This is a genomic window from Chryseobacterium sp. ISL-6 (assembly GCF_018613715.1).
GTDB classification, from domain to species: Bacteria; Bacteroidota; Bacteroidia; order Flavobacteriales; family Weeksellaceae; genus Chryseobacterium; species Chryseobacterium paludis.
On record NZ_JAGGPT010000006.1, the window covers coordinates 687,122 to 712,138 of the forward strand.

Here is a 25,017-nt window from a genome sequence, read left to right on the forward strand (position 1 = left end):
ACCGGCAAGCTTTAGCTTGCCGGTGTTGATTTTTTAAAGTGTATGTCTTTTACTTAATCATAATTTTACGGGAATATAATTTTCCTTCTTTCGTCTTAAGTGTTAAGATATAGAACCCTTCCGGTTGTCTGGATTCAAATGTTTTTGATTGCAGTGTAGAACGGTGAACTTCTTTTCCTGATGAATTAACTAATGTAACTTCAGATCCTTCGAAAGGAATTTTTCCATCAAGGGTAATCTGTCCATCCTGGATGTTAGCCATTAAGCTGATATGTGGATCCTTGTATTGGTATGCATAATAAATACGGAAACCACCATTAAGGTTAAGCAAACCAGAGTTAAGGCTTATCTTAACACGATCATAAGGCTTGTTCATGGTAAGCTCAAGAGCTCCTCTGCTTGCGTCTGTACCGCCAAGCTTAAGAACATTATCATGGATGTTCATATAATCGTTATTAGAAACATCTCCAAGAAATGTTTCTACTGATACTCCACCTATTAACTGGGCAGTTAGAATGGATTGATCTGTACCAATACCAATGACAAGCTTATTGGTATCTGCAGCTATATTCGTGGCAGAGAAGATCAGGGTCTGTTCTGTTCTTCCTAATAATCCCACAGGAACGAGTAGAGTAGAATAATCATTTTCATTACTTCCTACTGCATTTTCTGGATTTTGTACAAAACAAGCGACACAAATACCGTAAGCCCGATTTGTTTGGCTGCTTGGATACGTTTTAACGATTTGTGCAAAAGACATAGTGCCCATAAGGAACAGTAAAGACGCCAAGACTACTTTTTTCGTCATACTTTGGCCTGCTAATAGATTTGTTTTCATGGTTAAAAATTTAAATTTTTAGTTTCTATAAAGTTACATATAAAAAGATTATGTTGTTGCATTTATTTCATTTTTATGTGATTTAGTATTCAATTTATTTTTTTAAATAGCAGGAAACTAGATATAACCGTGAAATTATTATTTAAATGGTGTAAAAATTAAGTTGTGAATTTTATAATTAATAGGATGGATTGATAAATTAATCCTAATATCAAAATAAGCGAAAAGGTCTTTAGTTTCGTAGAAAAACAAAACTCTTTACGACGTCGTAAAGAGTTTTAATATGCTTTATAAATAATATGATATTAATTACTTTTTTTTGATCCTTTAATGTTAGGTAAAAAAGCTGTTATTATTCCCATAAGTGGTAAGAAGGCACAAATTTTAAATACATATGCAATACTGGTATCATCTGCCACTGCACCTAAAACAGCGGATCCGATTCCGCCCATTCCAAACATGAAACCAAAAAATAAACCGGCTACCAGACCAATTTTATCGGGCATAAGATCTGTTGCATATACTAAGATGGCAGAAAATGCTGAAGCAATGATCAAACCTATTAGAACAGCAAATACTATGGTCCATACTAATGAAAGATACGGAAGGCATAAAGTAAATGGAGCAGCCCCCAAAATTGAAATCCAGATAATTTTCTTTCTGCCATATTTATCGCCCAATTTTCCACCCAATATAGTTCCTACAGCAACAGCAGCAAGAAACATAAATAAATATAACTGAGAGTCTTTAACGGAGATATGAAATTTATCAATCAGAAAGAAAGTGAAATAATTCGTCATGGACGCTAAGTAAATATATTTGGAAAATACTAAAGCCAGTAGGATCGTGATCGAGAACATTACTTTTTTGCGGGAAAGATTTATGTTAACAACTAAATCTTTATGTTTAGCTGTTTTTTTAATGGATAATCTTTCGGCATACCAGTTTCCAATTCTCCATAAAAGGATGATACCAATAAAGGCAGCAATAGCAAATAAACCGACATACCCCTGTCCTAATGGAAGTACAATGAGGGCTACTAATAATGGGCCTATGGCACTTCCGGAATTACCACCCACCTGAAAAATAGACTGTGCCAGTCCCTTCTGTCCTCCTGAAGCCATTTGGGCAACCCGTGAAGCTTCCGGATGAAATACTGAAGATCCCATTCCGATAAATGCAACAGCAATAAGGATGACATAATAGTGATGTGCAGCTGCAAGAAGTAATAAACCAGCCATGGATAATGCCATTCCTATGGCAAGAGATCTTGGATTGGGTTTCTTATCCGTGTAGATCCCTACAAATGGTTGCAAAATAGATGCGGTAAGTTGAAATACCAGAGTAATAATACCAATCTGAGCAAATGATAATTTAAATTCACCTTTTAGAATGGGGTATAATGAAGGAATAGTAGATTGGATCAGGTCATTCAAAAAATGAGAAAAACTGATCATAAATAAAATGGGGTAAACAATTTTAGAAGTGTCAATTGTTTGGGTCTTTATATTTTCCATGAAATAAAATCTTTAATTCATCATGTCATCTGATGAATTTTGTTATGGGTTTAATTATTTTAATATTGTCTCTCAACAATTTTCTGTGCAGTCAATGCAGCATGATCAGAGTCTCTCTTTTCTATATAAAGATAAAGATCTGTATGTATTTTTTGTGAAGCAATGAAAGAGTCCGTGTTGTTATTGTGGCTGCTTTCATACGTTTTCAACACATGCTTACTGGCTATTTTATAAATTTCTTTTAAAAGGCTATTGCCACAAGCTTCTGCAATGGCGACATGGAAATTAATATCCGCCTGATAACATTCAAGAGCCTGATTTTCTTTAGCCAGTTTGGCTCTGAGATCTAAATAGGATTTTATCGTCTTTAAATCTTTTTCAGTATGATACATCGCTGCTCTTGCGGCAATTTTTGATTCCAGAAGAGACCTTACTTCAAACACATCTTCAATTTGTGCTTTGTCCATCTGGGTTTCCAAAGACTCCTGAATGTTTTTGGAAACTACAAATGTGCCAACGCCCTGCTGTACATTTAATACTCCCTTAATAGATAATATTTTTATGGCTTCCCGAATACTTGACCGTCCAACACCATAAATTTTCATGAGCTCAGGCTCAATAGGAAGTTTTTCACCAACAGCATATTCATTATTGATTATCCCTTCAGTCAGCCTTTCTGCAACTTCCTGAGCTAATGTTCGTCTTTGAATTTGTGCCATATACATCTTATCATCTGATGACTGCAAAGGTATAAATTATCTGAGATATTTCTGCAATTATTTAACTAAAAATAAATGTAAAAAGAATAATAAATGTTGTGGGGTCAATGCCTGGTTTGATTTTATTTAAAATTCTTTTCTAAAAAAGCGAATATTTTATCAAAATGTTTCGTGGGTTCAGCATGAGAACCTTCGTAAATCTGATGTTCATATGCATATCTGAATTTGTTATTTTTAAGTCTGGAAATCATTTTATTACCCATTTGTACTGCAGGGATCATTTCATCTTTTGTGCCGGATAAGATTAGAATCGAACCTTTTATGTTCTCTACTTTTATAATGGCTTTTTCTTCTGCAATGGTATCCTTTAGCATGGCTTCAAATGTGCCCCTGAGATCATGCTTCATTAAAAAAGGAACAGCTTCTTCATTTACAGGAACAAATGGTAGCTCTTTCCCGTTAAGCGTCCAGCAGGAAGTTGTAAACTCTTGGGTATGGCCGGGAAAAACAACATTACTGGATGACATTCCAATGACACAAGAAATGTCCTGATAATAGCTGCCTAATAGTAATGCGAGATCCGCACCTCTGGATCCTCCAATGACTGCGATTTTGTTTTTATTGATTTTTTTGTTTTTAGAAGCCTCCATGATGGCATTATGTACATCGTTAATGGCTATCTGGTTTAATATGGATGGTGTATTTTTACATCCAAAATATCCAATAGCCAAGAAAGCATACCCTTTGTCGATAAATTCTTGTCGTGTTTTTTTCCAATAATCTTTTGTCCATGCATTGCCTCCTTCTGATCCGCCAAGACCAACTATAAGTGGTTGGCTTTTATCATTTCCTACATATAAAATTGCCTCTACATTAGCTGTTTTTAAAGTATCCTGTGAGAATATAGAAATCGGGCTGAAGTTTAACAATAAAATTAAAAATGCCCAGGTTGTTTTATTAAATTCCATGTAATATTTTTTTCAAAATTGGTATTTAATAACGGATAAACTTTTGACCTATATCAAAAAGTTATTTTTGAGCCCTTATTCTGCTTAATGTTTCCTGGGTTATTCCTAAATAAGAAGCGGTCATTCCTAAGGGAATCCTGTGATAGATGCCTTTGTAAGTCTGAATGAAATGATCGTATTTTTCTTTTGCCGATGCAAACCGGAGTGAGGCTATACGCTCCATCAGGTGACCGACAACTGTTCCCATAGAAAGCCTTGCATAGCGTTCCATTTCAGGGAAATGATCAAACAGGTAAACAAGATCATTTACGTGTAGGCAGAAAGTTTGGGTATCTTCAATAGCATCGATATAATAAATATCCTTTTCTCTTTTATATAAGCTCTTTGGAGAATTACACCATTCGCCTTCGGAAGGAAAATACTCACTGATTTCTTTTCCGTCTTTTAGAAAATAAGTTCTTAAGAGCCCTTTTTGAATAAAATAAGATTGAGTACATACTTTATCTGCATCATGTACAAGATCTCCTTTTTTAAAAGTAATAAAATGTATGCTTTTAGACAAAGCAGATCTCAGCTCATCGCTGACCTTAATATAGTTTTCAAAATGAAGAAATAATAGATCCTTTTGTTCGGAATTTTTATCTTCTGTATCAACATGTCCCATAATTTATCAGGTTATTTGATTTTATTTGAAAAATAATTTAATAGATAAATATAAAATTTATTAAATGAAATTAACAGAAAGTTTTGAGAAGGTCTGATTTTAAATTTTCTGATTGATAATTGGTTGAATTTGTGTTGTTTATAGCTAATTTAGTAAATTTATCAGAAATACTAATCGCATGATCGATTTCACTACCTACAGACAATGGTTATTATATAGGACTTTATTAGTCAAATTTATCCTCATAGGGCTTTTCATTAATTTGTCATCATATGCAGGGGCTCAGAATGATGAGCTTCCTAAAAGAAATCAAAAGAAGGTAGTGATAACTTCAAAGATCTTAAATGAGCAAAGGACGTTGTGGATCTACACACCATCCAACTACGAAGGATCTAATGAAAAATATCCTGTCTTATATTTATTAGACCCTGATCAGAACTTTGCTTATGTGACGGAACTTGAAAGATTTTTATCTGACAGATATCGAATTCCTCAGTTAATTGTAGTAGGAGTTGTGAATAACGACCGCATAAAGGACTTCACGCCCATACATTCTCTGATCTTTAACGGTAAGATAGACAATAGCCTGGCAAGTAGTGGTGGTGGAAAAGATTTTTTAAGGTATGTAAAAGATGAACTTATTCCCTATGTTAATAAAAATTATAGAACTGAACCTTATCGCATTTTATCGGGGCATTCTCTGGGCGGGTTATTCGCAGTATACTGCAAAGAAGAAGAACCTGATCTTTTTCAGTCGGAGATTGTAATTAGTCCTGCTATTTATGGCGGTAACATGGAAATTCTTGGAAGATTTTCCGGTTTCCTTAAGGAGCACCCAAAGCTTTCCGGATATATGCCGGTTTCATTAGGTGAGGAACCTGGAGGTAAGATGGCCGCTGACTCGCTCGTGGGCCAGTTGAAAAGGTTGGCACCAAAATCATTTAAATGGCAATACAATTCCTATAAGGAAGAGGATCACTTTTCTGTAGGATATAAAAGTATGTATGATGGATTACGATTTATCTATAAAGATTGGTTTATCAATCCACAAGATACCACCTCGGTCAGATCTTATCGGGATATACAGATGCATTTTCAAAAATTGACCAAAGAATTTGGATATAGCGTACAGCCTGGTGAGGATTTTATGAATGAGAGTGGCTATCAAAGATTAAAAGGCGGACATATTGATCAGGCAATTGAAATATTTGCTCAAAATGTTAAAGACCATCCGAATTCTTCAAATGCTCATGATAGTTTAGGAGAAGCTTACTTTTTAAAAGGGGATAATAAAAGGGCTCTTGATCATTATAAGAGGTCTGTTTTGCTCAATCCCAAAAATGAAAATGGAAAAGAAATGATTATAAAAATTAAAGAGAAATATTGAATTGATGATACCACTGTTTCCCATTTTAGTGCTCGCCATTCCCAGAAAAGTATATTTATAAAATTTTGGTTCCATTTTGAGCGGACTCACTATAATGGATTAACATTTACCAGGTTGGTTGATAAAAAACAAAAAGCTGCAAACACTGTTTGCAGCTTTTATAAGCTCTGATTATTAAGCTTCCGTAGCCCGTAGGGGAGTCGAACCCCTCTTACCAGAATGAAAATCTGAGGTCCTAACCGATAGACGAACGGGCCATCTACGATTACACTAATTTGACTTAGTGTGTTAGGTTTTTGTTTTTATAAGTTTACAACTCTTATTGTAGCCCGTAGGGGAATAAATCCGCTATAGACAAATACCTTATTATTAGTTACTTATGGATTCAATTTATTTGTAGCTCATCGAATTACTCACTAAATCCTAATGTACTTCTTTTCTGCAATTGCTGGTGCAAATATAGAAGAAATCCACGATTCCCGCAATAAATTTCTGAGTAATTTAAGCAATTATTTTTGCTGATTTGATTATCAAATAGTTATATGCAGGGTCGGCGTAGTCAACAAGTTAAATTAAGTTAAAAGAGTAGAATTTCGGAACTTAATGATATTTGACTCGCCCCTAAATTTACTTATCTTGCTCTTCTGTTAAATTATAAGCTTAAAATTTGCAAGTGCGAACAAATTACTACAAATTCTTAGGCGAAAACAAGATTCCGCACTTAAAGTCATTGATTATATGGTATCAGAATTACCGAATTCTTTAAAATGAAAAGCAGATTTCTATTCATATGGATAACGATTTTCTTTGCTTTCCGGACAAGGGAAATAAAGAAGTAAAGCATAAGGACATTATAATTTATCTCTTATATTAATTGTGTTTTTTAATAGACTGTCAAGAAGTGGGTTATATAGGTTATGAATACACTTCTATATAATTTTTCATCATTTGTGTTTTATTAAAAAAAGCATTTTTAATTTTTTTATTGCTGCAAAGTAACAACATTACAGCATGAAATGATTTACAAATCGTATCGATAGTCATCGATAAAAGCATAGATATTTATCGATATGGGTATTTAAACAATAAAGAAGTGAGATATAGACTTTAGAAATTCTATATTTTATGATGTGTGTTGATAAGGTCAATCAGCTCAACAAGATTTTCTATTTTTAGTTTATTAAATATATTTTTTTTAATCGTGCTTACTGTATTTTGCTTAATACCCAGGTGATTTGCAATTTCCAGGTTACCAAGCCCTTCGGTATACATTTCTGCAATTTCTAATTCTCTTTTAGTCAAGCTAGTTAGAGGATTAATTAAATTTGGATTGTAAACAAACTGTACTAATAAGTTTCGGGAAAGATCAGAAAAATACTCCCCTTTCTGTATAAAGTGTAAAAGAGCTTCTCTTACTTCTTCCTCTTCACTTAATTTACTAAGATACCCATCAGCGCCTGCTTTGATAAACTTGAGCACATGTAAATCTTCTTCAAGTCCTGTGAAGATTAGAATTTTAATATTGGGATTTGCCTTTTTTATTTCAGATAAGACATGTAAGCTATTTCCATCAGGAAAATGAGCATCAATGATAGCAATATCAACCTCCTTTGATTCCACAATTTCCAAGATCTTTCGTACCGATGAGGTATGATAAATTATTGCATTTGGAACAATCTCGTCGATAATGATTTCAATTCCCTGCCTTACAATACTATGGTCATCTGCTAAAAGAAATCTAATCTCTTTATTCTCATTTGGTAATTCAATCATTATTAATATTTAAATTTAGCCTGAATTTTATTTTTGTTCCTTCATTTAACTTACTTGTGACAGATATATCGCCATCAAATAAATCTACAATTTCCTTGCATAAGCTTAATCCTAAACCTGCTCCAAGATTATCAACTTCATCAGATACCATCCCTTGATAGTAAGGTTCAAAAATTTTTGCCACGTCAGATTCTGATATTCCTATTCCTGTATCGCTTACTATGGTTATGAGAGAAATTTGGTTTTCACCTATTGGTTCTGTTGCCATTGTAAGACCAATCTGTCCGTTTTCTGTAAACTTGTTGGCATTTCCCAGAATATTCATAAATATCTGATTAATTCTTATGTTATCTGAATATACCACCAAATTCTCAGGTATACTATCCGTTACGACAAATTTATTATTTCTTGTTTCTACATACGGAGTAATTATCTTTACTATAGAATTGATTTCCTCTTTAAGATTAAAGACTGACTTTATGAGTTTTTTGTCAGTTTCTTGGTTTTTTGTGTACTCTAAAATTTGATTAGATTGTATAAGTAAAGTACTATTGGTAAACTTTATAGATTTAAGGTAATCTTTAATCATCTCATTTTCTGTCGTTCGGTGGATCTTATCAATAAAAATATTGATAATCTTCAAAGGAGATCTTAGATCATGACTCAACATTCCCAATATCCTGTTTTTGAAGGTAAGATTCTTTTTAATTTTCTCATTCGCTGCATTAAGTTTCCGTTCGTATATAAAAGCAACCCTTGTGAAATACATGATCAAAATCGATACAATAAACATTAAAATCATGAGGCCAAATACCAAGTATTTTCTAATTTTATTATTGTCTGAGCTTTGTTTGTTATATTCTTTTTCTAATTCTGATTTAAAATCTTTAATTGCATTTTCGTAGACATCGATAAGATCGTTACTGTAAATCAATAATTTACTAAAATTAGTATAAAACTGCATATTTTCCTGCTGTTTTTGAGCGGCATATAACTGGACTTTTTTTACTTCGGCTGCATAATGCTTATCCATCGACTTCATTGCATTATTCATTTCAGATTTTACTTTAGAAAGAGCTACCCTCTTATTATTGGTTAAGGTAACTACTGTACTTTCTTTTTGAACATTAACATTACCTGTTACCGCATCTTTTATACGCCCTATAAAACCTTTCTTTTTTATTGTATCCGTATAGGTATGGGTTTGTATATTTAAATTATCAAAGTTATTCTTATACTTTTCCGGCTCATATTCTTTATTCTTGATTTTGGCAGATGTGTTCAGAGAAGATTGATATACAGAATCCAATAATGTTTTCAGTTTTGTCACCTTCAGAGTATCTTTCTTTTGCTGCGCTAAACTATTTTTCAATTTTTGGCTTGTCTTTTCATATTTACTTATTTTATCAAAGTTATTTTCAAGTTTTCTAAGCGATTGAAAGTATAATTGCAGATCCCCTGGATTCTGGCTCATTATATATTTTTGAAAATGGCTCTGTGCATCTATGAAATCATTTCTTGAATTATTAGTTAGTTCTCCCAAAATTCTGCTTTCCTGTAATTGATTTTCAACAAATTTTAGTTTCTTCTCATTAACAAATTCGTTATAAAAAAAGATTGCTATAATTACCTGTATTAATAAAATACATATGATCAATGAGTAATGAACAACTTTTCTCAACTTAAAATTTAAAAATTTATATACCATATCAATTATCAGCTAAATTAATTTCGCCGTTACTTAAGTCTGTTTGTTATTAATTTTAAATAAAATAATATAATTATCAAAAATTCAATAATTGATGAATGTCATTTAATAAGTAAAGTTAAAGTATTTTTATCTTGTTATAATACAGAATAAAATTGTGCAGATTTACAAGTGTTTGATATAAACTTTCCTTTACAAGGTTAATTTGATTATTAAAAAATGACTTTCTTGTATTAATTAATTCCCCCACCTAGTGCTCTGTAAAGTTCAACTTCAGCATTTAGCTATTCCAATGTTACATTATTAGGTTCCAATTCATTTTGTAGTTTATTGTTTTGCGCCGTAATAACTTCGAGATAGGTTGCCATTCCATTTTGTACAATTTTAGAGCATCGTTTACACCCTTCTCTAAAATGATGGTATGCTCAGATAGAAGAGATAATCTTTCGTCTGCACCTTTAGACTTTGCCATCGCATCAGAAACTTCGGAAACGGCTGTCAAAAGGGACTGTTTAAAATTAATCGCTGTTTTCTCCTGTTCAATCATTGCAGTTTCGTAAGTGGTTTTTAAGCTGTTTTTTCTATAAAAGTGGCATTGCGAGATTGGCAGCCAACGTTTTTGTTATAGAACCCGGTAGATCAAACAAGATACTTATTTTGTTAGAATTGACCCCAATTTGGGGGACTAAGGCTAAAGCTAGGATACATCGCAGTTTTTGCCAAACCTGTTTTAGCATTTAAACTGATTACAGAATATACTGCTGCTTTTAAATCTGGACGACGGCTCAACAACGTTGCAGGAAGCCCTGTTGACAAAGTGTTTTCTGGTGTCGTACTTCATCGCTTTGTCGACTTTAAAGATAATTATTTTAGTTTAGCTTTTACTATTTCATAAGGCGTTTTTCCTTTAAAAGATCCATGTGGCCTATTGAAATTATAAAAATTTTCCCATTGCTGTAATTTTTGATTCAAATCTCCGTTGTCGGTATAACTTAAAAGTTGATAAAATTCTTTTTTATCTGTTAAGTGCGAATGTTCAACTTTACCATTTAATTGAGGCGTTCCGACTTTTATAAATCGATGTTTTATACCTAAATCCTGTACATGTAATGAAACTTAGATTGAAATTGATGTCCATTATCTGTTTGTATGGTGTTAATTCTGAAAGGAAATTTTTCGACAACACAGTTTATAAAATCAATGGAACTTTCTTGCGTATGTTTCTCGTATATTTTTAAAGTCCTGATGCGTGTTGCATCATCGATTGCTGTATATTGATACCTTTTTATCTTTATTCCACCTTCATTTGTGAAAATTAGAAACTTAACATCTACTTGAACATGGTGTCCAGGAACCTGTTTTTCGTATCTAATGCTATGCATAGCGCGCCGAGTTGTTTTTCTATCTAATCGTTCTACTTTATTTCTTTTTAAAATTCTATAAACACTAGATTCTGAAATGATGATATCATGGTAGCGCTCTAAGTACCATTTTATTCTCCAAGTACCTAATTTATGTTCTTTGCGAAGCTCTAATACTTTTTCAACAACTTCAGGCTTTATTTGATTTGGAAAGTTATACGCTATGGGCTTTTTTCTTAATAAACCTTTTTCACCCTGTTTTTCATATTCTTTTTTCCACTTATAAAAGGTACTCTTTTTTATACCGAAAAATTCATACGCTTCTTTATTTTTACCTCGTTCTTTTGCATATTTTAATACTTGAACTTTTTTTAGATAATTTAAATAATTTGTTATTTCTTTTGTCTTTTGTCTTTTCCATATTCGTAATACTATATTAGTTTTCTACTAAATTAGTCTACGAAGGGGTGGCGTATTCACATCAGAAGGAATCGCCACTGACCAATTTTAAATTTTGTTTAATTTTTTAGGGAACCGGAAAACTGATTTTACGTTACGCACCAAAAAGAGGATCTGACCACCTTTGATAAATGAAAGAGCAAAAGACCATTTTTCCGAAGCATATGATTAAGCGACTAAAATTTATACACTAGGGCATTTATATTCATGCCTGCGCCAACTGATGCAAATAATACAATATCGTTTTCTTGGATATGGTGGGTTTGAAGCTCGTTATTTAAAATCATTGAGAGAAGTGTCGGTATCGTAGCAACACTGCTGTTACCCAGCTTATTGATTGACATCGGCATAATATCTGTAGGAACCGGTAAGTCATATAATTTGTAAAAGCGTTTGACAATTTCCTGATCCATTTTTTCATTAGCCTGATGGATAATGATTTTACTAAGTTGGTTTATTTTATATCCGCTTTCGTCAAAGCATTTCTTCATCGCCTGTGGTACTTGTGAAAGAGCAAACTCATATATTTTCCGGCCGTTCATTTTAATAAATTTTGTATCCGACAAAGTTTCGGAATTGTATGATGTTCCAAAATAAAGAAAGTCTTTCTCATTTAAAGTATGAGAAGCTGAAAGGTGAGATTTAACGCCTATATCATCTTTTGTAATTGTAATAACTACAGCACCTGCGCCATCTGCATAAATCATGCTATCTCTATCATGGATGTCTACTACACGTGATAAGGTTTCTGCACCTATGACAAGACAGTTTTTCGCTATACCGGATCTAATAAATGCATTGGCCTGTATGAATCCTTCGATCCAGCCCGGACAGCCAAATAATACATCGTAAGCTACACAGTAATTGTTTTTAATCCTGAGTTGATGCTTAACCCGTGAAGCTAAACTGGGAACTGCATCAGACTGAATATTACCATATGGGACGTCACCAAAATTATGAGCAAATATTATATAATCTAAAGTTTCTGGGTCAATTTTCGAATTTTCAATTGCTAATCTAGCGGCTACCACACCAAGGTCTGATGTAACTAATGTTTTATGTGCATATCGTCTTTCTTCGATTCCTGTAATTTCAGTGAGCTTTCGAACAATTTCAACATTATCCTGATCAAGTTTAAGACCACTTTCATCAAAAAAATCATGGCTTTGAAAATATAAATTGTTAATTACCTCTGATGGAATACAGCTTCCTACTCCAATAATTTTACTTGTCATCTGATTCTAATTTAAATAGTTGGTTTTGATTTTCTATTCAAAAAAAATACCAAGTCTATAAATAACTAGAGTATCAATTGTTCATTTGGCGATATTTCTGATAATACACTGAAGCAATGTGTTTTCCTCGGTGATAAGCCTGTATTGAGTTCTTTGGGATTATTGTGTTTCTGTAAAATGTTATTAAAAAATCGGTTAAGCCCATTTTTTAATACTTAACCGATTTTTTGAGAATTTTTGTGAGCCACGCTAATGAATTTTAAAGGGTAAACTTTAAAGATACACTTGCTGACCCCTGCCATCCAGTACCAGGAGAATAAGATGCATTGCCATTAAATTCTAATGTAGTTGTTCTTGCTTTTTTTTGCTCAGCTGTAAACGTGGTTGGAACATCACCAAATTCAAAATAATTCCTGTTGAGGATAGTTGTTGCAGCCTGCCAGCCCAAAATTAGCCTGTACCCCTCGTCCATTGCTTCATAGTAATCCTGCTGTTCTTGGGTAACTTGAAAGTTAGCTAGAACCCAGGATTTTAAATCCGTTGACATTTCAACAGCGACATCCTGTAGTTGGTCGTCCGACAGCTGAAATAATTCTGTTTGTTTTAGTTTTACACCATTTGGTGTTAATGGATAACTCATGACTAAATAATTTTAATGGTTAGTAAATAGTTTTTTATATATAATTGGGAGCCTTCAATAGCTCCTTCTATCATTGTTTTGATTTAAAGATGAAACAGTTTATTTATACTCTGGGAATATTCTTGTAATAAGTAAATGCGCCTAATTTTCACATTTAAATGAAATATTAACCATAAAATTAAATTGTATCGCATAAATATTACTTGAATTTCGATTGATTTTATTAATGTGTTATATCGGAATTTGTAATCACCGCCCCTATAACTTATTAACCTGCGGCCAAACAAAAAACGACATTGATAATTTTCCGGAGCGAAAACAACTAGGCAAATAACATGAAGTAAATCAGGCGATTGTAAAGTTAATTCGGCTTGGATGCTTTTACTTGTAAGAAGCCGCCTGTAAATTAAAGGAAGATTTGTACCAAGGAGATTTCTTGTAGAAACAAACAAGTTAATGTTATGTTGAATGGAATCGTTGCCTGGTATTATTTCTCATTGGTGAGAAATAAAATTAAAATACTTAAGTTGATTGATCTAACCCTCTTAGGGAATATTGATTATTCACTTAAACTAATTACCATGTCACAACGAATTTACAGGGATGCGCTTTTGAGCATCTCTCAACAAGAGCAGAGAATCAGCTATGACAGCACACACGTCATTGATGAATCTTACCGCATGACGATGTTTCTCCGGGAACTGCTCTACCAAATGAAAGAGCATGTATTGTCTAATGGATTTACGAACCGTTCTGAGGAAATCGAATTTTTCAGAAAAATTAAGCCACAGATATTAGGAAAGCTCATCTACTATAATAAGCTTTACCGGGTCGAGACTTCGTGTCCTGTTTCAAGCGGAAAAATGCAACATAAGTATTATGGTGGTGAATTGCAGCAGCTAAAGCAGGAATACAAGGAACATATTTGTAATTCTGATTTTTTTCGATATTATCGATCAGGTAGAACAGACTTGGATCACGAATACTTTGAACTTGGAAAGATTAATTTCAACGGTGGTTTAAACAGCTATGTGTTTGAAATAGATCCGCTTTTCTCAACTTATTATGACTATAAAGTATCACGAATTATAGCCAATGAGCTGATGTACGCTTATTTATTGTCCAAGATCACTCCTGATCACTTGGAGGCACAAACTAATGATAAAGATTTTTATTGGACGGATTCTAAAAATGCACTGATAGAGCTCATATACGCATTATATGCAGCAAGCAGCATTTCTGGAGGTAGAGTAAGTATCCGAAAAATAAGCGTTGTATTTCAGGTACTTTTCAGGATAAACCTTGGTGATATTCACCATGCCTATCACAGGATGAAAGTACGTAGTGGAAGCAGAACCACCTTTCTTGATCACCTTAAAGTTTCGATGGAGAAGTATATGGATAAGGATCTATAATAAAAAATCTTTACCGGCAATCATTTATAACCTTTATAACGCCGTATAAAGGTAGGTACTCTTCGCTGCGTGATCGCCAGTTTTCCAACTTTCTGTTCTCCGCCCATGCCAGCCAATTGGCAAAAATCTTCCCTTTTTAAATAATTTTCGCTCAAAAAATATAAAGTGCAGGATTTGAGCATTTTATCCGACACTTAGTGAAATTTAAAAAATCTTATTTTTCCATTGGCAGGACCTTGGCTGCTGATCCCACACAGGTTTTCCAATTTTGTACTGTAACCATAAAAACTGTACAATGAAAATCATCACGATTCAAAGCCAGGTCAGCCAGCAGTTCGGTGACAGGATCAAGGAGATATCTATCTATATAAAGAAACTTTCCTCCATGAGGTGTTGCTATCATACTATCGGGGCGGTGGTTAAAGATAAGTTGTGCGCGGATCACCTTCAAAGTTGTGATCGATATGCAAAGGGATGGTGGCCAAAGCAAGTACAGTGTTCCAAAAGACTAAAAAATAAAATAACCTCTTAACCTGACAGCACTATGGAAATCGATAAAATGGAATTTAATTTCTGGATGAAGCGGATTATGGAACGTTTCGATGTTCTTGGTGACCAGCTCAGCTCTAGTAATAAACAATTGAATGCGATAGATGGTGAAGAGCTGCTGGACAATCAGGAGGTATTACAAAAGCTAAAGATCAGCACCCGTTCTCTACAACGATACCGTTCCTCCGGTCAACTACCTTATTTTACCATCAGCGGAAAACTCTATTATAAACTTTCTGACGTTCAGCAGTTTATCAGGAGTAGCTTTTCTAGTTCTGTGGAGAGGTTATCAAAGACAAAGAGAGACAAGTAGGGCCTCTAAAAGACAATTAGGGTAAGTGGTTCGTACGGCTTATAGTTTTGGTAGCAAATATAAAATCACATATCATGAGCGAATCACAACAGACTACACAAGAAACTCCTGACCAGCTATCAGATATTTTATTGGTTCTTAGTAAAGAAACCAAGAAGCTTGAGGCGGTAAAAGGAATTGGAGAAAATGGAGAACTGGAAACGGTTTCTCCCAATAAGAAAAATAAAAACCAGTTTATGAAGGTGGATAAGAATGGTGATATTTTTTCCAACTTCTTCACCAATTTCATAAGTCAGCTTAAAAATCCAAATTTTTCATTCTTCAAAGTTCCTGCAATTTCTGCTGACAAGGTCGCTTTTGAAATTGAGAAAGCTATTGCTCAACCAACTTCCGAAGGCGAGGCAATCTTGTCAAAATATAAAGTGACAGCTGATCAACAGACGGAAAAGCTGGAACATCAAGAGCAACCCGAAAACGTATCACAAAATCAAAATACAATGGAAAATACACAAACAGCAACAACTGTGGCAACTCCGGCAACAGATGAATACCGGTATAAAGTGGAAGACATTGACTGGGAAACGATGTCCAATCTTGGATTGAGCCAAGAGAAACTTGAAAAGATGAAGATCCTGGACCCTTTGTTAAAAGGCTATAAAACTAATGACGTGGTTCCGATCAGCCTAAATTTAGGAACGGCAATCGCCCGGCTGGATGCAAGGTTATCACTACAGCAAAATAATGAAGGAAAAGTTGTTATGGCGATTCATGGCGTACGCAAAGAACCTAATCTTCAATTTTCATTCTTTGGACATGACTTTACAAGGGAAGACAAGGATAATCTGCTTAAAACCGGAAATATGGGTCGTATTGTAGACCTCACTTATGCTAAAACAGGCGAGGTGGTGCCTTCCATAATCAGTGTTGATCACTTGACCAAAGAACTCATTGCGTATAGAGCGGAAAAGATCAAGGTGCCTGATGAGATTAAAGGCGTCAAACTTGATGAACATCAAAAACAACTCCTTATGGAAGGTAAACCACTTCATTTAGATGGAATGATTTCTACGAAAGGAAAACCATTTAGTGCTGATATGCAGTTCAGTGCTGACAAACGTTATGTAGAATTCCTCTTTGACAGAAGCGAAACTTACAAACAGACGCATGATGAAACTAATAAATCAATTCAGAGTGCAGCGCAAACGGGTGAACAAGAAGCGCCTACGGTTTTTAGAGACAAGAGGCTTAATGATGAACAATATCAAAAATTTAAAGACGGTCAAACCGTCTACGTGGATGGTCTTGTTAATAAAAAAGGAAAAGAATATCAGGGTTACATCTCTTTCAATAAAGAAACTGGCATGACTCATTTCGATTTTAAAAATCCCGACGTAATAAAAGATAAGATACAACCCAAAGAGGAAAACAAGGCTCAGGTGGCTCTCAATTCTGATGGAAAAACTAAGGAGTCAACCAAACCTAGCAATGAGCCCCTAACTTCAGCGCATACAACCCCAGAGAATAAGCAGCAGAAGAAGAAGAAAAACACTAAACCGCCTGCGAAATTCAAAGGCAGAAAAATATAATCCTTTCCAGTATAAGAGAATGCCTGCATGCAGGCATTTTTTATGATCAACCAATATAAAGAAGAAAAAATATGAAAGCAGTAATAGCAGAGAAGCCAAGCGTAGCAAGAGAGATTGCTGCTCTTTTGGGAGCTTATGAAAAAAAAGTTGGATTTCTGACAGGTAATGGATATGAGGTGACCTGGGCATTGGGACACTTGGTAGGACTTGGTATGCCTGAAGATTATGGAATTTCCGGATTTCAGAAGGAAGCTCTACCCCTATTGCCTGATCCATTTGTATTAACGGTGCGAAAAGTGAAAAAGGATAAAAAATATATCCCCGATACAGGTGCTTTAAAACAGTTAAAAGTAATAGAGCAGGTTATAAACCGGTGCGAAAGTATTATAGTTGCCACTGATGCCGGACGTGAGGGAGAATTAATTTTTCGTTATATATATGAATACCTGAACAGTAAAAAGCCATTCGAGCGACTGTGGATTAGTTCCTTGACGGAAAAAGCTATTAAACAGGGGCTTGACAGCCTTAAGCCAGGGAGAGATTTCGACGGACTGTACGAGGCGGCCAAAGGCAGGAGCCGTGCCGATTGGTTGGTAGGAATCAATGCATCTCAAGCACTCAGTATTGCCGCAGGAAACGGTATCTACTCGCTGGGAAGAGTGCAGACCCCAACCTTAGCGCTTATCTGTAAAAGGTACCATGAAAACAAAAATTTTAATATAAAACAGTATTGGCAGATTGAACTCGAACATCGGAAAGATCTTATCCAATTTAAAAGCCTATCCAACAACAGGTGGGACGACAGGAAAAAAGCAGGTGAGGTACTGCGGGCAATTGAACGAAATGGTTTGGCACTTGTAACAGCAGTAGACAGTAAAACTATTTCTGAGCAGCCTCCTCTATTATTTGATCTGACAGGACTACAGAAAGAAGCCAACAAAAAGTTGAATCTTTCGGCTGAGGAGACCTTAAATATTGCACAAAGCCTATATGAAAACAAATTCATTACATATCCGCGCACAGGAAGCAAATATATCCCTGAAGACTTATGGCTGGAAATTCCTAATCTGGTCAGGGCTTTGGATAACAACGATTTTTATAAAGATGCGGTTTCAAAATTGCATTGGGGTCGCTTTAATAAGCGGATTGTTAATGATTTGAAAGTGACAGATCATCACGGTTTACTCATCACTGAAAAAATTCCTTCTTCCTTATCCCCAAAAGAAAGGTCGGTTTATGATATAATTGCCCTTCGTTTAGTGGAAGCTTTGTCTGGTTCTTGCATAAAAGAAATATCAGACATACAGCTGGAAGTTTTACATTGTTATTTTAGCATCAGAAACTGTAAAATTTTGGAACCAGGCTGGCGTGCCGTCAGAGGGAGCTTTACAGAAGATGACAGTGAACCCGTGCAAGATCTTCCTATACTGACCGTTGGTGAAGAAATAAAGATAAAGAGTTCGCAAGTTTTGGAAAAAAAGACAGCGCCCCCTGTTTTATATACAGAAGCGGGATTATTATCTGCTATGGAGAATGCCGGCAGGGAGATGGAGAACGAAGAAGAACGAAAAATTTTGCGCAATATAGGAATAGGAACACCGGCCACTAGAGCATCGATCATTGAAACCTTATTCAGCAGGGATTATATTAGAAGAGAAAATAAATCAATCATCCCAACTCAAAAAGGCATGCAGGTTTATGACCTGGTAAAAGATAAAAAGATTGCTGATGCAGCGATGACAGCTGAGTGGGAATTGGCGCTGCAAAAGATTGAAAATGGTGAAGCTGATTCCGGAGCTTTTCAGAAAAAGATGGAGGGCTATTCAGTTAGTATTACCAGGGAATTACTCGAAACTGCTATAGCTCAGGAAAATCTTCCTGAACTCGCCTGTCCTAAATGCAAAAAGCAGCCATTAATCATCCGGGATAAGATTGTGAAATGTCCTGATGAGAGATGCCGTTGGGTTCAGTTTCGTAATATCTGTGGAGTCCAATTGAGCATAACAGATATAGAGAGCTTATTGAGTAAAGGTAAAACATCGTTGATTAAGGGCATGAAAAGTAAAAACGGCAATAAGTTCGATGCATTAATTGTCTTGAAAGAAAATGCAGAAACCTCTTTTGAATTTGTGAACTCTAAACCAAGAAAAAAGAAATAATGGGCATCAAGACACCGCTTACTTATTATGGTGGAAAACAATTGCTTGTTCCAATTCTTCTTCCACTTATTCCTATCCATGAGACCTACGTAGAGCCGTTTGTTGGGGGTGGTGCATTATTTTGGGCCAAAGCACCTTCCAAATTAGAGATAATCAATGATACCAACAGGGAACTGATCAATTTTTACGAAATGGTACAAAACGAATTTGTTAGCCTTGAAAAGATAATACGGATCAGTCTTCACAGCAGATCGCTGTATAATGATGCTATGGTCATTTATAATAATCCGCATATGTTTAGTAGGATCAAACGTGCATGGGCAGTTTGGATATTGGCTTCTCAATCATTTAGTGGCAAACTCAATGGTGGATAGGGATACGATAAGACAACCACCACCACTGCTGTTAAAATCTTAAAAAAAAGAGACAATTTTACAGATGATTATGCAATACGACTTCAATCTGTTCAAATAGAGTGTACAGATGCATTACGGGTACTCCGGGATCATGTTAAAGCATTTCATTATTGTGATCCGCCCTACTACAACTCTAATTGCGGGCATTATGATGGATATACCCAGGACGATTTTAAGGCTCTTTTAGAAACATTGGAAGTGATGCAAGGAAAGTTTTTATTAAGTAGCTATCCCAGTGACTTACTGAACTACTATACTAAGAAAAACGGATGGTTCAGTAAACATCTTGAAAAAAAAGTGAGTGTCTCTGCCGGCTTGGGTGTGAAGGGGAAAAGAAAAATTGAAGTCCTTACAGGCACCTATAATTTGAATGATTCTGGCTATAAAGGATAGAAATATTCAATATGCCCGATAATCGATAATAAACTCCTGAATTAATTCAGGAGTTTATTTTTACTTTTTAGCTTCTGAAACAGAAACTTTTCTGAAGTCTTTGAATAATTTACTTAGCTCCAAAGCTGATTTACGGGCTCTTGTACCTGCCGCTTTGTTTCCTTTTTCAACTTGAAGTCCAGCATCTGTTGTAAACGATTCAAACTCTGCATTGATCTTTTCGATAAGTTCTTTCATGATCTTTTCTTTTAAAAAATTGAGATGTAAAAATAGACTTTAATTTTTAATTACGTTGAAAAAGAGTGCCAAAAAAGGCCAGTTAAAGACTTTTGGTTCCAAAAGCTGCACCCTTCTTTATACGTGGATTAACTTCCGAATCCACAAAAATATGATATGAATTTAGCAGCAAAAGACCTCTCGTACTTCACGTTGAGATTACAAGAATTACTAAGGATCAGTTTCCCTGAATTATCTGGGGATGTAATTTTTATTAGACGTCGCTATCAGTTTGCACTCAATGCTTATGAAGGGGCTTTCATGGCCGGTAACCGCATTGAACAATGCAATGAAATCGCCGAATATATTTTATTTGAAAATCTACATTTTTCCAAATTTGATATTGTTTTCAAGGTAGTATGCAATGAGTTTTATACGATCATGGCAGATGAGACCCCCGCATTCCGCAATTAAACTGCCGCTCCATTCCGCTTTCACTGAAATACGGAACATATTATAATTTGTAGAAAAATTAGTGCAATAAAAAGTTGAAAATCTTTGAATAGCAAGGGAAAAATGGCAAATTGCCTCTATAAATTGTTTAATGATGACCAGAAAAACCCCAAGTGGGCCTGTTAGGGATAAAGAGCGAACTAAATTGAAGCTGTTAAGCTCGGTAGGCAGCATCTTAAAAAAAGAGGGATTTATGGGGTTAAATGTTAGCAATGTAGCTAAAAAAGCAGATGTTAACCGGAAATTGATCTATGAGTATTTTGGCACAATGGAGAACCTGGTTAAAGAATACTTGAACAAGAGGGACTATTGGCAGGTAAACCTGGATCAGCTCAACGAAATTATTGAAGAGAGTAAAAAAGATTTTGGTCAGCAAACAGCCTACGCACTTTTGGAGAAGCAGTTTGATGGCTTAATGGCTAACGAGGAGATGCGAAAGATTATTCATTGGGGTCTGAGTGAGGATTTGAAGCCACTTAGGGAATTAAATAAGGAGCGAGAAATATTTGGTGAGGAATTCTTTAGCAAAATCACGGATGAGCATTTTAAAGATAAAGACAAAAATCTCAGAGCTATAGAAGGAATTCTTGTTAGTGGTATTTACTATCTTATACTGCAGGCCAAAATGAGTGGCGAAACGATGTGCGGCATTGATATTAATACATTGGAAGGCGCAGCTGAAATAAAGAAAACCCTTAAACAAATCATAGATTGGGCGTATTCGTAGATAGATTTTAAATGATCAATTTGATAGATTCAATTTAGATCTTTTATATCCCATTGGATTCCTTTTGTCTTCGATACATACTTTTTGTATATTTGCTGTTGATCTCATTTAAATGATCATGGTTATTAGTTATTGATCCTTGGCACTAGCCAAGGATTTTATGTTTAAATAAACTAACACTCTTACGGTTTAAAATTTGCTTTCTGTCAAATTCGATCATGAAGAAATTTATTATGGATTCCGATTACAAGTATAATTCCATATTCGAAATTATCGACAGGTTCTTTCGAAATTCATTTCAAATAACTAGTTTCAGAACTTAACTTAGTTAGATCATTTTGATAATTCCATCACAAATATTTTCAGATCAGAATAAAAAGCTAAAAAATGCACTTTTATTGTCGTCCGTAATTGGATTTTATCTTTTCTGCGCTTATAAAAGTTTAGGCTATTTACAGGAGGATGAACACTATCAGATAATAGAATTTGCTAATTATAAACTTGGGGTAGTTTCATACAACGGGCTTGCATGGGAGTTTAAGGCAATGGTTAGACCTGGCTGTCAGCCGCTCATCTGCTATGTTATATTTAAAACAGTGAAATCAATCGGTATAGCTGATGGTTACACTTTGATTTTTATCCTTAGAGCTTTGACTGCCATATTATCTGTTTTTATAATCAGCAGTTTTATTGCTGTTTATAAAAAATATGTTACTCCTTCATGGAAAGCTATTTATATAGCTGCGTCGTATTTGCTGTGGTTTTTGCCATACATTAATATCAGATTTTCATCTGAAAACCTCTCAGGTTTAATGCTTGTTTATTCCTTGGTGCTCTTGGACAAATCAAACATTTGCAGGAATACTAAACTAACTATATTAACTGGAATTGTTCTTGGTTTTTCAATCTTATTCCGCTTTCAGTCACTTTTGGTTATTTTAGGAATGGTGCCTTGGCTTTTATTGGTAAGAAAAGCGATGCTTAAAAATGTCCTGAATCTGATATTTGGAATAGCTTTGGTGTTTATCCTCGGTGTGCTCATCGATTATTGGCTCTATGGGGCCTGGACTATTTCTGCATTACGCTATTTTGACGTGAATATTCTTAAAGGGGTAGCAAGCAATTTTGGAACAGAACCTTTTTATCAATACATTATCTACATTCTACAAGCGCCTGGCTTATTTGGGGCAGTTATATTAATTTCATTTGTAATAGTATTGATTTACTATCCTAAAAATATACTCGTTTGGATGTGTGTGCCGTTTTTGATTGCTCATTCAATAATACCACATAAAGAACTACGTTTCTTATTTCCTCTTATAAATTTATGTCCTTTGATTTTAGTTTTAGGATTGCAGAAGACAATGGCTTGGTTAAGAAAAAGAGTGAGTCACAAAATATGCCTTATTTGGTGGAAAGTTGGAATTCTATTCTTCGCAATAATAAATATTTTCGGCTTGTATGCAATTAGTTCTACCAGTGCATCAGGTGGTAGATTTTCGGTGGCTGCGTACATTCACAAGCATTATGACAAAAATAAAATTCAAATTAGGTTAGTGGGCTCCGCCTATCCATTTATTGACTATGATTTTTTGCAAACCAGCTATTACAGTATTAAAGAATATAAAAAAATTGACCAAGCTGTCAACATATATCATAAAGAAGTTATTAGTAGACCTGCTTCCGATGGCAGGAAAGTTTTGCTAATCTTGAACGCAAATGAGATTGCCGGGCCAAAGGAATTATTGTACTTGAAAAGTTTAGGCCTAAAAAAAGTATATCAGAGCATCCCTGATTTCACTATGTTTTTATATAATTTTTATAACCCGAAGTTGAAAAGCCAACAGACGTATATTTATCAAAAAGTACCCTAATTATTTCGCAATAAAGTACAAAATACCGTCCTTACTACTATCCGTGGTTTGAAACATGATTACAGCCTTGTTTCGGGGGTCAGTAGACCAAGGTGACGCTTGCTTATAAAAATCAATGGGTGTATTAAGAAAATAGGGCTCTATATTCAGGAGTATTAGGGAGTCAACCTGATGTCTTTTTAAAAAATTAATCAGTGGTTTTTTTGTCAAAAAGTGAGCAGAGGTTTCGGATTGGTTATTCCCAATATTGAAGTACATGGCTTTATCATGCCGATCACTATCGAATACTTTTAGCTGTGTATATATTGAACCGCCTAACGAAATAACAAGGCTTGAAATGAACACTTTTGTCCAGTTTAAATTCTTTACTGCGGGTACAATGACAGCAATGTAAAGCGAAATAATTAGATATAGTTGCAAATAATAACGATACGAATTCGTGGTGGTATAAAAACTGAAAACAACCATAAAGCTCAGCAGAAACAATGTAAATAGTTGCGTATTTTCGTTTGAAATTTGATTGCGTAATTGGAAGACTAAATATACAATAAGCATTATAGACAGAGCACAAGACAGTAACCTCATCCATTGCTCACTTTCAAGCGAGTAGTATTGCATATAGATTTTATAACCTGTTAAAATTTCAAAAAATGCTTTTCCATGAAATATAAAAAACGGGATGAGAGCGATTAGATATATGTAGAAAATTATTCTTTTATTGGGTTTGAACGCGAGTAAAAAGGAAGTTGGTATCTTTAATAAGTATATGACTTGTGCTTGTACTAACAATACAAAAATGATTAGGATTGTGTAAACCAATGGATGGGGCGACCAAAATGATTGCCCAAATTTAAAATATAAAAGCTGCAAACCAATATTCCCAAGAGCCACCGCTAATATAATTAACAACTTAAAATAAATGGTCTTACGTGTAAATGAGAAGTAAAAACCGCAGCTTAACATTAATGCCAGTGGAACGGCAGAATAAATAATATGATTGTAAGATCCGAGGATGCTTATTAATAAAATTAAGAATATTAATAGTCGGGGAGTACTGTGCTTTTCAACAAATTTGATGATAAAGAGCAGTAGTAGTGACGAAAATAAAAGGGTAAACGTGTTTACTTCCCAGGCAACCCTTGGAGAAGTTAGAAATAGTGCTGACTGACTAATTATCAACAAGAAAATCACAGCCTGAACTGCTAATCGCCTTGTATATAAAAGAGCCCAAACCACAACCACACCAAAAAAATTAAAGATTACCCCACTTAAACGTAGATTAAATACACTTATCCCCCCTAGACTAAACTGAATCTTAGAAACAAGGACTTGTAATATTCCAGTGTAGTACGTCATCCCAGTTAGTTTACTCGTTGATTGATTCAAGGGTATAGTAGCTTCTAGGCCAAACCAAGCTTCATCGGCATGTAAACCGGGAAGCTCCTCTAATCTATAAATCCAAGAGGTAAGAAGAAATGCAAATAACGTCAAACTTGCCAAAAGCGGCCAATTTTTTCTTATGAGCAAGAGAAAGCGAAAAATAAATGACATTGTAGGTTCTAAAGACGTATAAATATTTTCAAAATT

General features: G+C 34.7%; 22 protein-coding genes, 1 tRNA gene and 1 pseudogene. 10 read left to right on the forward strand and 14 right to left on the reverse strand.

The features are described 5' to 3' along the window. Window positions 1-49: 49 nt before the first annotated feature. From J7E44_RS13925 to J7E44_RS13945, 5 genes are all read right to left on the reverse strand, one after another. A complete protein-coding gene (locus J7E44_RS13925) occupies window positions 50-838 on the reverse strand; it encodes a T9SS type A sorting domain-containing protein (RefSeq protein ID WP_214830874.1) in 789 nt (262 codons plus the stop codon). Between the two features lie 305 nt (window positions 839-1,143). Then, window positions 1,144-2,355, reverse strand: a complete 1,212-nt coding sequence (locus J7E44_RS13930) for an MFS transporter (RefSeq protein ID WP_214830876.1) — start codon at window positions 2,353-2,355, stop codon at window positions 1,144-1,146. 59 nt (window positions 2,356-2,414) lie between these two features. Beyond that, on the reverse strand, window positions 2,415-3,074 hold the full coding sequence (locus tag J7E44_RS13935; RefSeq protein WP_214830878.1) for a FadR/GntR family transcriptional regulator: 660 nt from the start codon (window positions 3,072-3,074) through the stop codon (window positions 2,415-2,417). A 122-nt stretch (window positions 3,075-3,196) separates the two neighbouring features. After that, window positions 3,197-4,042 (reverse strand): acyl-CoA thioester hydrolase/BAAT C-terminal domain-containing protein, encoded by an 846-nt coding sequence (locus tag J7E44_RS13940; RefSeq protein ID WP_214830879.1) that lies wholly within the window; start codon window positions 4,040-4,042, stop codon window positions 3,197-3,199. 61 nt (window positions 4,043-4,103) lie between these two features. Beyond that, complete coding sequence (locus J7E44_RS13945) at window positions 4,104-4,706, reverse strand: Crp/Fnr family transcriptional regulator (protein ID WP_214830881.1); 603 nt, start codon at window positions 4,704-4,706, stop codon at window positions 4,104-4,106. A gap of 178 nt (window positions 4,707-4,884) precedes the next feature. On the opposite strand from J7E44_RS13945, the gene J7E44_RS13950 reads away from it, so the two are divergent. Then, on the forward strand, window positions 4,885-6,093 hold the full coding sequence (locus J7E44_RS13950; RefSeq protein WP_214830883.1) for an alpha/beta hydrolase-fold protein: 1,209 nt from the start codon (window positions 4,885-4,887) through the stop codon (window positions 6,091-6,093). Between the two features lie 185 nt (window positions 6,094-6,278). Here J7E44_RS13950 and J7E44_RS13955 read toward each other — a convergent pair. The 6 genes and pseudogenes from J7E44_RS13955 to J7E44_RS13980 form a co-directional block, all read right to left on the reverse strand. Further along, window positions 6,279-6,350, reverse strand: a tRNA-Glu gene (locus J7E44_RS13955). Window positions 6,351-7,209: 859 nt separating this feature from the next. Continuing rightward, a complete protein-coding gene (locus J7E44_RS13960; RefSeq protein WP_214830885.1) occupies window positions 7,210-7,866 on the reverse strand; it encodes a response regulator transcription factor in 657 nt (218 codons plus the stop codon). Next, on the reverse strand, window positions 7,859-9,340 hold the full coding sequence (locus tag J7E44_RS13965; RefSeq protein WP_251040576.1) for a sensor histidine kinase: 1,482 nt from the start codon (window positions 9,338-9,340) through the stop codon (window positions 7,859-7,861). The genes J7E44_RS13960 and J7E44_RS13965 overlap by 8 nt, the downstream gene beginning before the upstream one ends. Window positions 9,341-10,438: 1,098 nt before the next feature. Next, window positions 10,439-11,331 (reverse strand): annotated as a pseudogene (locus tag J7E44_RS13970) (IS481 family transposase). A 239-nt stretch (window positions 11,332-11,570) separates the two neighbouring features. Beyond that, window positions 11,571-12,629 carry a 3-oxoacyl-ACP synthase III family protein gene (locus J7E44_RS13975; RefSeq protein ID WP_214830889.1) on the reverse strand — a complete coding sequence of 353 codons (1,059 nt, stop codon included), beginning with the start codon at window positions 12,627-12,629 and terminating at the stop codon, window positions 11,571-11,573. A gap of 259 nt (window positions 12,630-12,888) precedes the next feature. Then, window positions 12,889-13,269, reverse strand: coding sequence for a hypothetical protein (locus J7E44_RS13980; protein ID WP_214830891.1), 381 nt, complete (start codon window positions 13,267-13,269; stop codon window positions 12,889-12,891). Between the two features lie 461 nt (window positions 13,270-13,730). Between J7E44_RS13980 and J7E44_RS13985 the strand changes: the two genes are divergently transcribed. Then, window positions 13,731-14,684, forward strand: a complete 954-nt coding sequence (locus tag J7E44_RS13985) for an RteC domain-containing protein (RefSeq protein ID WP_502757511.1) — start codon at window positions 13,731-13,733, stop codon at window positions 14,682-14,684. 214 nt (window positions 14,685-14,898) lie between these two features. On the opposite strand, the gene J7E44_RS13990 is transcribed toward J7E44_RS13985, so the two are convergent. After that, entirely contained in the window at window positions 14,899-15,087 is a 189-nt protein-coding gene (locus J7E44_RS13990; RefSeq protein WP_214830893.1) for a hypothetical protein, read from the reverse strand. 141 nt (window positions 15,088-15,228) lie between these two features. Here J7E44_RS13990 and J7E44_RS13995 point away from each other — a divergent pair, with 141 nt between their 5' ends. The 5 genes from J7E44_RS13995 to J7E44_RS24260 all read left to right on the forward strand — a co-directional run bounded on the left by J7E44_RS13995 (window position 15,229) and on the right by J7E44_RS24260 (window position 20,100). Further along, complete coding sequence (locus J7E44_RS13995; RefSeq protein WP_214830895.1) at window positions 15,229-15,546, forward strand: helix-turn-helix domain-containing protein; 318 nt, start codon at window positions 15,229-15,231, stop codon at window positions 15,544-15,546. Between the two features lie 74 nt (window positions 15,547-15,620). Then, complete coding sequence (locus J7E44_RS14000; RefSeq protein WP_214830897.1) at window positions 15,621-17,132, forward strand: DUF3945 domain-containing protein; 1,512 nt, start codon at window positions 15,621-15,623, stop codon at window positions 17,130-17,132. Between the two features lie 71 nt (window positions 17,133-17,203). Beyond that, entirely contained in the window at window positions 17,204-19,291 is a 2,088-nt protein-coding gene (locus J7E44_RS14005) for a type IA DNA topoisomerase (RefSeq protein ID WP_214830899.1), read from the forward strand. Next, entirely contained in the window at window positions 19,291-19,665 is a 375-nt protein-coding gene (locus tag J7E44_RS23945; protein ID WP_251040577.1) for a DNA adenine methylase, read from the forward strand. Before J7E44_RS14005 ends, J7E44_RS23945 begins: the two co-directional genes overlap by 1 nt. Window positions 19,666-19,701: 36 nt before the next feature. Then, window positions 19,702-20,100, forward strand: coding sequence for a DNA adenine methylase (locus J7E44_RS24260; protein ID WP_353050499.1), 399 nt, complete (start codon window positions 19,702-19,704; stop codon window positions 20,098-20,100). Window positions 20,101-20,160: 60 nt separating this feature from the next. Here the strand turns inward: J7E44_RS24260 and J7E44_RS14015 are convergent, their stop codons facing one another. Continuing rightward, the gene (locus J7E44_RS14015; protein WP_214830907.1) at window positions 20,161-20,337 is read right to left on the reverse strand and encodes a BF3379 family histone-like protein; all 177 of its coding nucleotides are present in this window, start codon (window positions 20,335-20,337) and stop codon (window positions 20,161-20,163) included. A 156-nt stretch (window positions 20,338-20,493) separates the two neighbouring features. On the opposite strand from J7E44_RS14015, the gene J7E44_RS14020 reads away from it, so the two are divergent. The 3 genes from J7E44_RS14020 (at window position 20,494) to J7E44_RS14030 (ending at window position 23,430) form a co-directional block, all read left to right on the forward strand. Further along, on the forward strand, window positions 20,494-20,790 hold the full coding sequence (locus tag J7E44_RS14020; RefSeq protein ID WP_214830910.1) for a DUF1896 family protein: 297 nt from the start codon (window positions 20,494-20,496) through the stop codon (window positions 20,788-20,790). Between the two features lie 133 nt (window positions 20,791-20,923). Further along, window positions 20,924-21,556 (forward strand): TetR/AcrR family transcriptional regulator, encoded by a 633-nt coding sequence (locus J7E44_RS14025; RefSeq protein ID WP_285439787.1) that lies wholly within the window; start codon window positions 20,924-20,926, stop codon window positions 21,554-21,556. A 338-nt stretch (window positions 21,557-21,894) separates the two neighbouring features. Then, complete coding sequence (locus J7E44_RS14030; protein WP_214830914.1) at window positions 21,895-23,430, forward strand: glycosyltransferase family protein; 1,536 nt, start codon at window positions 21,895-21,897, stop codon at window positions 23,428-23,430. Here J7E44_RS14030 and J7E44_RS14035 read toward each other — a convergent pair whose 3' ends face one another. Next, the gene (locus J7E44_RS14035) at window positions 23,431-24,930 is read right to left on the reverse strand and encodes a hypothetical protein (RefSeq protein ID WP_214830923.1); all 1,500 of its coding nucleotides are present in this window, start codon (window positions 24,928-24,930) and stop codon (window positions 23,431-23,433) included. Window positions 24,931-25,017: the final 87 nt, after the last annotated feature.